Annotated in this window: 9 protein-coding genes; 1 reads left to right on the top strand and 8 read right to left on the bottom strand. The window is 63.9% G+C overall.

What is annotated here, in order from left to right; translation table 11 throughout:
* Positions 1 to 27: 27 nt before the first annotated feature.
* The 5 genes from dnaJ to H8S23_RS08850 form a co-directional block, all read right to left on the bottom strand.
* Positions 28 to 1,191 carry a molecular chaperone DnaJ gene (gene dnaJ / locus H8S23_RS08870; RefSeq protein ID WP_186887990.1) on the bottom strand — a complete coding sequence of 388 codons (1,164 nt, stop codon included), beginning with the start codon at positions 1,189 to 1,191 and terminating at the stop codon, positions 28 to 30.
* A gap of 259 nt (positions 1,192 to 1,450) precedes the next feature.
* On the bottom strand, positions 1,451 to 3,301 hold the full coding sequence (gene dnaK, locus H8S23_RS08865; protein ID WP_186887989.1) for a molecular chaperone DnaK: 1,851 nt from the start codon (positions 3,299 to 3,301) through the stop codon (positions 1,451 to 1,453).
* A gap of 102 nt (positions 3,302 to 3,403) precedes the next feature.
* Positions 3,404 to 4,048, bottom strand: a complete 645-nt coding sequence (locus tag H8S23_RS08860) for a nucleotide exchange factor GrpE (protein WP_186887988.1) — start codon at positions 4,046 to 4,048, stop codon at positions 3,404 to 3,406.
* Positions 4,049 to 4,054: 6 nt separating this feature from the next.
* Positions 4,055 to 5,110: a heat-inducible transcriptional repressor HrcA gene (hrcA, locus tag H8S23_RS08855; protein ID WP_243165967.1), complete on the bottom strand. Its 1,056-nt coding sequence runs from the start codon at positions 5,108 to 5,110 to the stop codon at positions 4,055 to 4,057.
* A gap of 1,212 nt (positions 5,111 to 6,322) precedes the next feature.
* The gene (locus H8S23_RS08850; RefSeq protein ID WP_186887987.1) at positions 6,323 to 6,904 is read right to left on the bottom strand and encodes a flavin reductase family protein; all 582 of its coding nucleotides are present in this window, start codon (positions 6,902 to 6,904) and stop codon (positions 6,323 to 6,325) included.
* Positions 6,905 to 7,129: 225 nt separating this feature from the next.
* Here H8S23_RS08850 and H8S23_RS08845 point away from each other — a divergent pair, with 225 nt between their 5' ends.
* On the top strand, positions 7,130 to 10,144 hold the full coding sequence (locus H8S23_RS08845; RefSeq protein WP_186887986.1) for a glycoside hydrolase family 2 TIM barrel-domain containing protein: 3,015 nt from the start codon (positions 7,130 to 7,132) through the stop codon (positions 10,142 to 10,144).
* Positions 10,145 to 10,601: 457 nt separating this feature from the next.
* On the opposite strand, the gene H8S23_RS08840 is transcribed toward H8S23_RS08845, so the two are convergent.
* The 3 genes from H8S23_RS08840 to H8S23_RS08830 all read right to left on the bottom strand — a co-directional run bounded on the left by H8S23_RS08840 (position 10,602) and on the right by H8S23_RS08830 (position 13,769).
* Positions 10,602 to 11,363, bottom strand: coding sequence for an SDR family NAD(P)-dependent oxidoreductase (locus H8S23_RS08840; RefSeq protein WP_341479910.1), 762 nt, complete (start codon positions 11,361 to 11,363; stop codon positions 10,602 to 10,604).
* Between the two features lie 147 nt (positions 11,364 to 11,510).
* Entirely contained in the window at positions 11,511 to 12,170 is a 660-nt protein-coding gene (trmB, locus tag H8S23_RS08835; protein WP_186887985.1) for a tRNA (guanosine(46)-N7)-methyltransferase TrmB, read from the bottom strand.
* A gap of 279 nt (positions 12,171 to 12,449) precedes the next feature.
* The gene (locus H8S23_RS08830) at positions 12,450 to 13,769 is read right to left on the bottom strand and encodes a glycoside hydrolase family 10-like protein (RefSeq protein WP_186887984.1); all 1,320 of its coding nucleotides are present in this window, start codon (positions 13,767 to 13,769) and stop codon (positions 12,450 to 12,452) included.
* Positions 13,770 to 13,876 lie beyond the last annotated feature (107 nt).

The raw sequence follows: 13,876 nt of genomic DNA, 5'->3' as shown, positions 1-13,876 counted from the left end.
GCAGCTGCAGGCCCCGCTTTTTCTTTGTTAATTGTTCCCGAACATGTCTTTCAGGGTCTTGAAAAAGCCCTTGCGCTGTTCGTAGTTTTCGTCCTTGAGGGTCTCCTCAAATTTTTTCAGCGCGTCCCGCTGGGTGCGGGTCAGCTTTTTGGGGATCTCCACATTGACCTTGACGTACTGGTCGCCGCGGCCCTTGCCGTTCAGATACTGGATGCCCTTGCCCCGCAGCCGGAACACGGTGCCGCTCTGGGTGCCCTCCGGCACCTTGTACTGCACCTTGCCGTCGATGGTGGGCACCACGACCTCGTCCCCGATCACCGCCTGAGAATAGGTGATGGGCACCGTCACCCAGACGTCGTACTTATCCCGCTCGAACAGGGTGTCCGGGCGCACGGTGACGATGACGATCACATCCCCCGCCGGGCCGCCGTTCAGGCCCTTGTCGCCCAAACCGCGCATGGCAAGGCTCTGGTCGTCGTCGATGCCCGCCGGGATCTTGACCTCCAGCTTTTTGCTGCTGGAGACCCGGCCGGTGCCCGAGCACTTGCGGCAGGGGGTCTTGATGATCTTGCCCCGGCCGCCGCAGCGCGAGCAGGGCCGCTGGCTCTGCATCACGCCAAACGGGGTGCGGGTCTGGGTGGTCACGGTGCCCCGGCCGCCGCAGTCCGGGCAGGTCTCGGGGCTGGTGCCCTTGGCCGCGCCGCTGCCGCCGCACTCGGGACAGGTATCCTGATGGTTGACCGTGACGGTCTTGGTGCAGCCGTGGGCCGCCTCCATAAAGGAGAGCGCCACCGACACCCGGATATCCGCGCCGCGCCTGGGGGCGTTGGGGTTGGCCTGACGGCGGCCGCCGCCAAAGCCGCCGCCGAAAAAGCTGCCGAAGATATCGCCCAGGTCGATATCTCCGTCAAAGCCCGCGAAACCGCCGCCAAAGCCGCCGCCCGCGCCTGCGCCGTAGTTGGGATCCACGCCCGCGTGGCCGAACTGGTCGTACCGCGCCCGCTTATCCGCGTCGCTGAGGATCTCGTAGGCCTCGTTGACCTCCTTGAACTTTTCCTCGGCCTCTTTGTCGCCGGGGTGCAGATCAGGATGGTACTTTTTGGCCTGTTTGCGGTACGCTTTTTTGATCTCGTCCTCCGAGGCGCCCTTGGCGATGCCCAGCACCTCGTAATAATCGCGTTTTTCTGCCAATGAAAGTCACCTGCCTTGCGGCGGCTGCCCGCCGCCCTATGTTCGCACCCGCCGGCGCACCGGCGGCGCTGTGTTACCCCACAAAACCGACAGGGCTCGCCGCGATATCCGCTGCGGCGGGGGCCCTGTCGGTCCGTCTTCTGACAGGGCCGCCTGCTGCGCCCCATCCGTTCTCAGCCGTCAGGCTGTTTTTCCAAAGGGCGTCTGCACCGCGGGCACCGGCCCGCCGGCACAGACGAATTTCTGTTTTTTGACGCCGTTATTTATTGTCGTCGTCCTTGACTTCGCGGTAATCCGCATCCACCACGCCGTCGTCGGCCTTGCCGCCGGCAGCGTCCGCGGCGCCCGCATCCGCCCCCTGCGCCTGCTGGGCCTGTGCAGCCTCGCTGTAAACGCGCTGGCTCATGGCGCCCACGGCTTTTTCCAGCGCCTCCTGCTTGGACTTGATGTCCGCCATGTCGCTGCCCTTGAGCGCCTCTTTCAGCGCGTCTTTGGCCTCGGTGATGGACTTTTTCTCGTCCTCGCTCATCTTGTCGCCCATGTCGGTGAGGGTCTTTTCCGTCTGATAGACCATGGCGTCGGCCGCGTTGCGGGTCTCGACCTCTTCTTTGCGCTTTTTGTCCTCCGCCGCGTACTGCTCGGCTTCCTTGACCGCTTTTTCGATATCGTCCTTGCTCATGTTGCTGGAAGCGGTGATCGTGATGCTCTGCTCTTTGCCGGTGCCCAGGTCTTTCGCGGAAACATGCACGATGCCGTTGGCGTCGATGTCAAAGGTGACCTCGATCTGCGGCACGCCGCGCGGGGCGGCGGGGATGCCGTCCAGATGGAAGGTGCCCAGGGACTTGTTGTCCTTGGCAAACTCACGCTCGCCCTGCAGCACGTTGACTTCGACGCTGGGCTGGTTGTCCGCCGCGGTGGAGAAGATCTGGCTCTTTTTGGTGGGGATGGTGGTGTTGCGCTCGATGATGCGGGTGCACACGCCGCCGTAAGTCTCGATGCCCAGGCTCAGCGGGGTGACGTCCAGCAGCAGGATGCCCTGCACGTCGCCGCCCAGCACGCCGCCCTGGATGGCCGCGCCGATGGCCACGCACTCGTCCGGGTTGATGCCCTTGAACGGATCGGTGCCCATGAACTTTTTGACTGCCTCCTGCACGGCGGGGATGCGGGTGGAACCGCCCACCAGCAGCACCTTGCTCAGCTCAGAGGGCGAAAGGCCCGCGTCCTTGAGGGCCTGACGGGTGGGGACCATGGTCTTTTCGACCAGGTCGGCGGTCAGCTCGTCGAACTTTGCCCGGGTGAGGGTGGTGTCCAGATGCTTGGGCCCGGTGGCGTCGGCGGTGATGAAAGGCAGGTTGATGGCGGTGGAGGCCACGCCGGACAGCTCGATCTTGGCTTTCTCGGCGGCCTCTTTCAGGCGCTGCGCGGCCATCTTGTCGCTGCGCAGGTCGATGCCGTTTTCTTTTTTGAACTCCTCGGCAAGATAGTCGATGATGCGCTGGTCAAAGTCGTCGCCGCCCAGGCGGGTGTCGCCGGCGGTGGCGAGCACCTCGGTGACGCCGTCGCCCATCTCGATGATCGAGACGTCGAAAGTGCCGCCGCCCAGGTCGTAGACCAGGATCTTCTGATCTTTCTCCTTGTCAATGCCGTAGGCCAGCGAAGCGGCGGTCGGCTCGTTGATGATGCGCTTCACGTCGAGGCCCGCGATGGCGCCCGCGTCCTTGGTCGCCTGGCGCTGGGCGTCGTTGAAGTACGCGGGCACGGTGATGACCGCCTCGGTCACCTTTTCACCGAGATACGCCTCAGCGTCCGCTTTGAGCTTGCCCAGGATCATGGCGCTGATCTCCTGCGGGGTGTAAGCCTTGCTGTCGATGTTCACTTTGTAATCGGTGCCCATCTCGCGCTTGATGGAAGCGACGGTGCGCTCGGGGTTGGTGATGGCCTGGCGCTTTGCCACCTGGCCCACCATGCGCTCGCCCGTCTTTGAAAACGCAACCACCGACGGGGTGGTGCGGGAGCCCTCTGCGTTGGCGATGACGACCGGCTCGCCGCCCTCCATGACGGCGACGCAGGAGTTTGTCGTGCCAAGGTCGATACCGATGATCTTTCCCATAATCTATCTCTCCTTTTGTATCAAAGCAGTGTTGGATGTTTTTTGTTTTTGGTGTGTCGATCTATTGAAACGGCCCCGCGGGGCCGAGAGTTGTCCTGCCCGCTATTCGGCGACGGCCACCGTCGCGTGGCGCACCACCCGGCCGTCCAGCTGATACCCTTTCTGCAGCACCCGCGTGACGGTGCCGCTGGGGGCCTCGTCGGTGGCGGGGTCCTGCATCACGGCGCTGTGCAGCTCCGGGTCAAAGGGCTTGCCCAGCGCCTCGATCTCCCGGATGCTCAGCTTGCCCAACGCCTCCACGCATTTGGTCAGGGTCATCTCGACGCCCTTTTTGAAGTTTTCGTCCTCCGTGGGGGCGGCGGCGGCCATCTCCAGCGTATCCACCACCGGCAGCAGCTGGGTGACCGCGAACGTGACCCCGTTGTTGAAAGTGGCGTCTTTTTCACGCGCGGTGCGCTTGCGGTAATTGTCGTACTCGGCGGCCGTGCGCATCAGGGTCTCCCGGGCGCCCGCCAGCTCCTTTTCCGCCCCGGCAAGCCGCTCCTTTACCGCGCCCAGCTCTTTTTCCAGCGCGGCGGCAGCCCTGCGTTCTTTTTTCTCCTTTTTGCGGTCCTCTTTCTTTTCCTCCTGGCAGCCGGGCCCGCCGTCCGCAGCGGGGGCCTCCTCCTGCCGGGGCGCGGGGTCCGTCTCCGGGGCGGCCTGCGGCGCCTCGCCGCAGCCGTTTTCCTTTTTGATCTCGTCTTCCATGCTGTGCTACTCCTCCTTGCCGGTGCCCGTCATCGCCTGACAGAGTTTTGCGGCAAAATATTCAAGTATTGGGATCACCTTGTCGTAATTCATGCGCGAGGGGCCCATGAGCGCGATGGCCCCGGTCAGGCCGCCCCCCGCCAGATAGCGGCGGGCCACGATGGCCACGCCCGGCATGCGGTAGCCGGGCATGTCGTCGCCCAGCAGCACCATCGGCCGGTCGTTTTTTGGCACGATCAGCCGCTGCAGTTCCTCGTGCCGGTTGAGCAGGTCCAGGCAACCGTGCAGGTTGGGCTCTATCTCGGGCCAGCTGAGCAGGTTCTGCTCCCCCTCCACAAAGACCTTGCCGCGCCCGGCCCCCTGCAGCAGCCGCACGGCGGCGGCCACCACGGGCCAGAGGTTTTTGTCCTCGCCCAGCGCGTCCCACAGCGCCTGCTGCATCTCCTGCCCGGCGTCGTCTTTCGCCACAAAGCAAAGGGTGCGGTTGATGAGGCCTGCCACCTGGGCCAGCTCCGCGGCGGAAATGGGCTCTTTGGTGACCGCCACGCGGGTGGCCACGCCGCCCACCGAGCTGACGCTGAGCACCGCGGCGCTGCAGCGCCCCACCTGCAGCACGCTGTAATAAGCGACCTTCACGTCCTCGCTTTTGGGGGTGGTGGCCACGGCGGTGAAGCCGGTGAGCTTCGCCAGCTCCTTTGCGGTGGCCTTTGCCAGCCTCTCGGGATCATAGTCGAAGTTGTCGAACGCCTCATCCACGGCGCGCCGCTCCCGCGGGGACAGCTGCAGCCGCCGCCCGTCGGCGCCCATGAGGTTTTCAATATAATAGCGGTAGCCGGCCATGCTGGGCACCCGGCCCGCGCTGGTGTGGGGCTGCTCCAGCAGGCCCAGCTTGGTGAGGGCCGCCATTTCGTTTCGCAGTGTGGCGGAGGATACTGCCATATCAAAGTGCTGCTGCAACAGGTTGGAACCCACCGGTTCTCCCCCCGCCGCATACAGGGAAACGATGGCCGCAAGTACCCGCTGTTTGCGCTCGTCCATCGCCATGCCCACACCTTCTCTCATTTTTTGTTTTTAGCACTCTATGTTCTTGAGTGCTAAATTCATTTTACAACAATTTAGACGGATGTCAAGCGCCTGCGGAAAAAATTTTCAATTTTTACAAATTAGACACAAAGCAGGACCGCCCGGCCCCTGCCCTGTCCTTTGCGGGCGCGGAGCACGGCCTCGCCGCAGGGGCGCGGGCCTCTTTTTTTGCGGGGCCGCGCACGGCAGTAGTTTGTCCTGCGCCGCCGCGTTCATGTAAGGGGACAAAAAGGCCGCCACGGGTGCGGCGGCAGGATGGGCGGGGCGGCAGGACAGACGGACGCGCACAGCAAAGGCGGGGAGAGACCGTCCCGCGCGGCCGGGACACGGAAAACCGGGCCGCACCCCGTCCGCCGCGCCGCACTGCCGGCGGCACACGCAGCCTTTCTGCACGGCGGCAGAAACAGTCTGCGTGCGCTTTGCCTCTCTCCCCATGCCGGGGGCCGCGGAGAACGCGCCGGGGCACAGGTGCCGCCAGCGTTTTGCCGGGCTTTTTTCTCCGCCGGCCACCGCCGCTTCGCGCAGGGTCCCGGCGCGGACGAAAGCTCTTGCTTTTCCGCAGGAGGGTGCCGGAAGCAGGTCCGGGCGCGCGGCAGCGCCGAGGCGCAGAGGGCAACGCTTGCTTTTCCACACCAAAATTCCAAAGGAAAGAGCGAGGGGGTGCAGCGACCGTCCCGGGTACAAAGAAAGCCCCCGCTTTTCCACACATGAGTACTGGGGGGAACGGGGTACGCGATGATAGCTCCAGGCACAGAGGAAGCCCCTGTTTTTCCGCACGAGAGCGCCGACGTAGAGAGCGCAGACACATGGCTGCGGTTTCAGATGCAGAGAAAATCCCTGTTTCTCCTCAGAAAGTCGCCGCGCAGGCGCGGACGCGCAGTGGCACTGTGGCGCAGAGGCCCCCTCTTGTTTCTCCGCACGAAAATGCCAGGGGAAAGCGCGAGGGATGCGGCAACGATCCCAGACACAAAAAAGCCCCGCTTCTCCGCGAAAAGCACCGGGGAAAAGCTTGGGGTGCACGGCTGAGGCCCCGGGCACAGAAAAGGCCTCTGTCTCTCCGTCGGAGGATGCCGGAATGGAAAACGCAGGCGCACAGCAACGATCCCAGACACAGAGAAAGCCCCCGCTTCCTCCGCAGGAGACCGCGGCCCGTTTTCCTGTCCGCGCGGACGTGTGCATTGTCCCCGCTTTTTACTTTTTTCCTTTGGCTTTCTTTTTTTTGCGCACAGAAAAGCCGAAGCTGCCCACCTTGCCCCCCAGACGGAAATATTCACCGTGGGCATAGGCCAGCAGGTCCGCTTTATCCAGCCGCAGCCTGCCCGCCGCGTCCAGCAAAGTCTCCTCCACGTCCACGGCAACGATATCGGCCAAAAACATGTCGTGGCTGCCCAGCGGGATCACCTGGAACACCCGGCATTCCAGACTGACCGGGCACTCTGCGACCAGCGGGGCCGCCACCGCCGAGGCGGCCGCGGGGGTGAGCTGCGCCAGGGCGAACTTGTCCCCCGCGCGCCCGCTTTTGCAGCCGCAGAGGTCCACCGCCCGGGCCAGCGAGGCCGGGGCCAGGTTGATCACAAACTCGCCGCTTTGCCGGATGATGGGATAGGAATTGCGCTCCGGCCGGATGGAAACATAGGTGCGCGGGGGCTTTGTGTTGAGGGTGCCGGTCCAGGCCACCGTCAGCACCGCAGGCTGCTCCAGGGTGCCGCAGCTCACCAGCGCCGGCGGCACCGGCGCCAGCAGCGCGCCGCCGCGCCAGGTCGTTTTACTCATCTCTCCGCTTCCTCTCTCTTTCGTCCCCGCCGGCAGCGGACGCGCTCGGCCGCCAAAGCGGGGCCGGGCGCGTTCGGCCGGGGGCAAACGGGGCAAAAAGCCCATGTTTTCCCCTGTATAATACCACAAACCGCATATTTTTTCCTCTCCGGCCGCCAGCTCCGTCCCGCCGCGTGTTATAATGGAGATCAAAACAACGCCTTATCGTTCAGGAGGTATCCCGATATGGAACGGCCCATCTGGTGTGACAAAGAGATCGTGGGCAAAAACGTGCTGCCCGTGCCCGGCTGCGGCTTCCCCAGCGCGTCCCTGAAAGAAGCGCTGGCGGGCCGCGAAGATGCGTTTGCCCGCACGCTGAACGGCGAGTGGAAGTTTCTGTTCTGCCCCTCGGTGGACGTCTGCCCGCAGGGGTTTGAGCAGCCGGGATTTGACGACGTCAATTTCGACCGTCTGCCGGTGCCCTCCAACTGGCAGCTGCACGGGTACGACCTGCCGATCTACTCCAACACCCGCTATCCGCTGCCCATCTCCACCAAAAAAGCGGAGATTCCCTTTGTCGACCCCGCGCGCGACCCGGTGGGGCTTTACCGGCGGCGCTTCACGGTGCCCGACGCTTTTGCCAGGCGCCGGGTGCTGCTGCAGCTGGACGGGGTCAACAGCGCGGCGGAGATCTGGTGCAACGGCAGGTTTGCGGGCTTTTGCCTGTCCAGCTTCGACGCTCACCGCTTTGACCTGACCGGGCTGTTGGCGCCGGGTGAAAACCTGCTCGCCGTCAAGGTCTACCGCTGGTCTGCCGGCAGCTATCTGGAGGATCAGGATATGTGGCGGCTGGCGGGCATCTTCCGCGACGTGTGGCTGGTGGCCGAGCCGGAGACCGGCATCCGCGACCTTGCGGTAAAGACGCTGTTCCCCGACGGCTATGAAAACGCCGTGCTGGACCTGACGGTGGACCTGCCGCAGGCGCTGCCTGAAAACGCCTGCCTGCAGGTGGTGCTGCTGGACCCCGACGGCGCGCCCGTCCTCACCCGGGAGGAGCCGCTCACCGCAGGCGGCCCGGCGCATCTCTGCTGTCCCGTTGCCGCCCCGGCGCTGTGGAGCGACGAGCTGCCCGCCCTTTACCGGCTGGCTGTCACACTGGTACAGGACGGCGCCGTGCTGGACGCCCGCGGCCTGCAAGTGGGCTTTCGGGAGGTGCGGGCCGACGGCGACCGCCTGCTGCTCAACGGCAGGCCCATCGAGCTGCGCGGCGTGAACCGGCACGAATTCCATCCCAGCTGCGGCCACGCGGTGACGCCCGAGCTGAACGAGGCGGACGTCCGGCTGCTCAAGCAAAACAACCTGAATGCCCTGCGCACCAGCCACTACCCGGGCAGCCGCGCGCTGTATGACCTGTGCGACCGCTACGGGGTGCTGGTGATGAGCGAGTGCAACCTGGAGAGCCACGGCCTTGCAAAGGTCCTGCCCCGCAGCGACCCGGGTTGGACCGCCCACTGTTTGGACCGGATGGAAAAGATGGTCACGCTGCTGAAGAACCATCCCTGCATCCTGTTCTGGAGCCTGGGCAACGAGAGCTATATGGGCGGCTGTTTCGTGCAGATGCGCCGGCGCACGCTGGAACTGGACGACACCCGCCTGATCCACTATGAACCCGACACCTCCTTTAAAGCCGCCGACGTCTACAGCCAGATGTACGCCACGGTGGCCCACGTGGAGCGGATCGGCAAAGGGCAGCCGGTCTTTCTCTCCCGCTGCAGCTACACCTCGCTGGGGCGGCGGGCCGGCGCGGGGACCTACGGCCACCGGCCCTATCTGCTTTGTGAGTACGCCCACTGCATGGGCAACAGCCTGGGCAATTTTGCCGATTACTGGAACGTTTTCCGCAGCCATGAGCGGCTGGCGGGCGGATTTATCTGGGATTTTGCCGACCAGGCGCTGTATCGGGACGGGCGCTGGTGTTACGGCGGCGATTTTGGGGATCAGCCCAACGACGGCCCCTTTGCCTTTAACGGCATCCTGCGCGCCGACCGCAGCCCCAACCCGGCCCTGTATGAGGTGCGCCAGGTGCTGGCCCCCTTTGAACTGACCCTGTCCGAGGAGGGGGCCGCTGTCAAAAGCCTGCTCCGCTTTGCCTGTGCAAGGACGCTGACCCTGCGCTGGAGCCTGTGCGAGGACGGCGCGGCCTTTGAGAGCGGGGAGCTGCCGGTGCCGCCGCTGGAGCCGGGCGAGACGGCGCGGCTGCAGATCGATTATGGGGGCCGGGAGGCCTGCGGGGCGGTGGATCTGGTCTGCGTGCTTGCGGACGCCGCCGCGTCCCCCTTTGCCCCGGCGGGCCGGACGCTGTGCGGCGCCAGCCTGCGCCTGCAGCAGCGCAGAGCCATCCAGCCCGCCGGCTGGGTGCCCGTACAAAAGGAAAAGCGGGAGCTGGTGCTCTCCAACGGGCGCTGCACGGCGCGGGTCCTGCGGCGGGACGGCACCCTTGCCAGCTTTACGGTGGACGGCGCGGAGCTGCTCTCCTCCCCCCTGCGCCCTCAGATCGCCCGGGCGGTCACCAATAACGACCGTTATCTGGGGCTTCCCGGTCCGCTGCGCCGGCTGCTCGACCCCGGCTTCTGGCTTCGGGCCGACCGCGGGATGCGCCCGGAAGCCTCCTCCCTCACCGGCAGCGGCATCCTTTTCTCTTACCGGGCGCGGGGCATGAAGCACCTTTCGCTCAGCTACCGCATGACGCAGGACGGCCAGCTGGCCATACAGCTGGTCGCCGTGTCCCGCAGGGGCGGGCTGCCCCGGGCCGGGGTCACCTTTGCCGCCGCGCCCGGGCTGCGCACGGTGCGCTATTTCGGTCTCGGCCCGCACGAAAACTATATCGACCGCAGGGCCGCCGCCCTGCCGGGGGAGTACACTTTCCCCGCGGGGGAATTCGGCCACGATTATCTCCATCCGCAGGAAAACGGCAACCGCACCGGGGTGGAGCGGTTCCGTCTGTCCGGCGCGGGGCATGCGCTGGAGGCGGTGACGCTGGGCGCCCCGTTCGAGGCCTCGGCCCACCCCTATACCCTGCAGCAGCTGGAGGCGGCGCAGCATGCGGACGAGCTCGATCGCTCCGGCCCCGTGACCGTCAACCTGGACGCGGCCCAGCGGGGGGTGGGCGGCGACATGCCCGCCATCGCCCTCACCAAGCCCCCCTATTGCCTGCACAAAAAAGAGACCTATACGCTGGAGGTCCTGCTGCGGGGCGAGTGAGCCGCAGGGCCGCAGCGGGCGTCCGCCGGACGGTGCCAAAAACTGCCGCGGAAAAGGCGGAAGCCGCGCTATAAGAGGAAAAATGGCCCCGCCGGTCTGTAAAAAGGCCTGCTGCCGCTGAAACCGCCGGGCGCGGGTGCTTTTCCGATCCGCGGGCTGTGTTTCCAGCGGCCGGTCCTGTGGGGAAGCGCCCCGAAAAACCAGTCCCGGCTGCCGCGTCCCAAAGGGGAGCCGGGGCTTTCAACAAAAAACAGGGAAACGGCAAAAGCCGTTTCCCTGTTTTTTCGTTTCTATCCTTAAAAATAGAAATACCGGCCATCGCCTAAGCACTCGGTTTATCGGCAACAACGTAGATTTCGAGAGATCCGTTTCCTTAGGCTGTGACACTTTCCTCGTTCTCATTTCCTTTACAGATCCTAATTTGTGTTACCCGCAGCCATAAAGAGAGGCGCTCAGTCTACAAATACTTTTTGATGCTATGAAGCCAAATTTTCATTGTCAGTGTTTGCGGCAGCAACTTGACATTTATATGTTGGCATTTTACATACAAAGAGCAAATTGACATATCTTTTCCTTTTTTTGCGTCTTTTAAGGCTTTTTTTACCACTTTTTCCGGGGTGACAATCCCCGGGAAACGGATGCTCTTGCCATTCAGTTCCTTTGTCAACATTGGGGTATCCACCCAACTGGGACATACTGCTGTTACGGTTATTCCAGCAGATTTCAGCTCTTTATTAAGGGCACGGGAATAATTGCGCTCAAACGCCTTTGTGGAAGCGTACAAATTTATAAATGGCACAGGTTGAAACGCAGAAGCAGAAGAAATATTAAGTATTTTTGATCCTTTTTCCATAAACGGAATACAAATATTCATTAATGTAATAGGAGCTTTACAGTTCAAGTCGATCGTCTGTTCTATTTCCAAAAACGAGAGATCTGTTGAGGGCGCCATTTTTGCAGTTCCAGCGTTATTCACCAACCATTTTACAGTCAGATCCCGTCCTTTTAGCAAGTCTGAAATAGACAGCAGATCCGCACGATCAGTCAAATCCTTGCATACCGGGATGATTTTTTCGCCGAACTCGTCTTTCAGGGCAAAAAGGCGCTGTTTATTTCTTCCAATCACCCAAATTTCATCAAGCGCTTCTTTTATGAGTTCCTGTACAAATTCTTGCCCTATGCCGCCGGACGCACCTGTCACAATCGCAATTTTTTTCACATAGATCTCCTTTTGTATGGAGGAAAAAGAAAAAGTCGAGCTCTGTTCCGCGCCGCAGTCCGCGCTGTGTTCCACTCGCAAAAGCAGCCGGGGCCCCGGGGAAGCTGGCCGCCGCGCGCCCCGGACCCGCTGCCGGGCAAACCGGCCTTACGGTTCCTTCACTGCGATCAGCGCCTTGATGGGCACGCCCTGTGCGGCAAATTTCTCCTCATATTCCGTGCGCAGGTTCCATACCGGCTCGTCGGCGTGCAGGTCCATCGTCTGATAACGCAGCGAAAACCCGCACTGGGCAAAATACTCCAGGCTTTCCCGGTACAGCCCCTCGTCGTCCGTCTTGAACCAGATCTCGCCCCCGTCCCGCAAAAAAGCGCGGTAGTTCTGCAGCTGGCGGGGATGGGTCAGCCGCCGCTTTTTGTGGCCGAACTTGGGCCACGGGTTGCAAAAATTGATGTGGATGCGCTCCACCACATCCTCCTGTCCCAGGTCGGCGTCGATCCACTGGATATTCAGCGCCGTGAGACGGCAGTTGTCCACCGGCCGCCCGGCCGCCGCATACGCCTCTTCCACCCGGCGCTTGGCCAGCACCAGCACGTCGCTGAGATAATCCACCGCCAGATAGTTGATCTCCGGGTGGGCGGCCGCCATCGCCGCCGCGTAGGCCCCCTTGCCGCAGCCCAGCTCCAGCACCAGCGGCCCGGGCCGGTCAAACGCCTCCTGCCAGCGCCCTTTCCACCGCTCCGGGTCCCCGATAAAAAACGGGCAGGCCTCCAGCTCGGGCCTGGCATAGGCCTTATGTCTCATCCTCATCCGGTCTTTCCCTCCGAAACCGCGGGGCGCGCCCCGCTTTCTTTTTTCCGCGCGCCGTGAGGCGCGCCCCCCAGCGCCGCCCCTCCGCACACCCCTTGCGCCGACAGGCCGGGGGCAGCGGCTGCACGCCGCTTTTTTCAAAAAATGTCTGCACCGCGGGCAGGGGCCCGCCGGTGCAGATCGGTTTTACGCTTTCAGACAATTTATTATCCTCGGCGTATTATTTTGCTTCCAGATCCCATTTTATCCCCGCCCGCGGCGAGGGCTTCGGGCCCGCGTTCACCCGTTCGCCCCGGTGAGCGCCTCCACCTCGGCCGCCACTGTGGGCTGGTCATTCTGAAACAGCCAGCGATAACTGTACAGCCCGTAGCCGTCTGCGCCCGCCTGACGCAGCGCCGCCACCTGACGGGCCAGGTTGGAGCCGCTGGACCACTCTGCCTGGTCGTTGCTGCCGCCGTCCCCCGCCCCGATGCGGTAGGCGCCCAGCCCCACATAGAGGCTGACGCTCTCGGCCCGGGGCAGTGCCAGCCAGCGGGCAAGACAGTTTTCAAACGCAAAATCATCCCGCCCGCTGCCGGTACGGTAATCAAATCCCCAATAGATCTGCGGCATCACATAGTCCACATAGCCGCCCTGCGCCATCCAAAGGGCCACATCGCTATACTGAATGTTGTAATTATTATCATTATTCCCCTGTGGACTTATGCCGAACGTGAGCGCCGGGTCGATCTCTTTCACCGCCGCATAGGCGTCCCGCACCAGGGCGTTCACGTTTTCCCGCCGCCAGTCGCCCCGGTCCGCGCCGGCCGCCAACCGCTCATACGCCGCCTGGTCAAAGCTGTCGTCCGCCCCCTCCGGGTAAAAGTAATCGTCGAACTGCACGCCGTCCACCTGATAATTTTCGCAGATCTCCCGCACGCCGTCCACGATCAGCTGGCGCACCTCGGGGATGGCCGGGTTGTAATAGGTCCCGCCGTCCTGCTGCAGCACCCAGTCGCTTTTTTGCGGGTCGGCCGCGTAAACGGCGGCGGGGTTGTTCTCCGCCAGCGTCTCGGGCGCGCCGCCGGCGCCGCGGATGCGGTAGGGGTTGATCAGGGCCTCCAGCCGCAGGCCGCGGCTGTGCGCTTCTTCCACCATCACGGCCAGCGGGTCATAGCCCGGGTCGCCCCCCTGGACGCCGGTGATCAGATGGCTCCAGGGGAACAGCGCGCTGCGGTAAAGCGCGTCGCCAAAAGGCCGCGCATGGGCGACCACCGTGTTTGCCCCCAGCCCCCTGATCTGGTCGAACGCCGCGGCCACCGCCGCGCGGAACGCCGCCTCGCTGCTCAGGTCCATTCCCTGATATTCCAGATAGGTCAGCCAGACCGCCCGGTATTCCTCTTTCCCGGCGGGGCCGGTCCCCGGCGCCTGGGACGGCGCGCCTGCCGCCAGCGGGATGGAGGAAGCCCCTGCGCCGGAAGAGGCCCCGCTCTGCGCCGGGCTCTCCCCGCCGCCGCAGCCGCCGAATATGGCCACTGCGGTGGCCACCACCAGCACCGCCGCCAAAACGGCGGTCAACGGCCCTTTCCCGCCGCTGCGGGCCGGTCTCTTGTTCGCCATACGCTTCCCCTCCTGTGTCTTTCCTTTTCCCGCAGCAAACGGCGTGCCGTCCGCCGCGGGCCTCCCTGCCCCTTTTCCACCGCGCTGCCCCCGCGGCGCAGCGCGCC

Source organism: Anaerofilum hominis, assembly GCF_014287275.1.
GTDB lineage: Bacteria > Bacillota > Clostridia > Oscillospirales > Ruminococcaceae > Pygmaiobacter > Pygmaiobacter hominis.
Note: the sequence above shows the minus strand (reverse complement) of the source record. Positions and strands in the feature narration are given on the sequence as shown.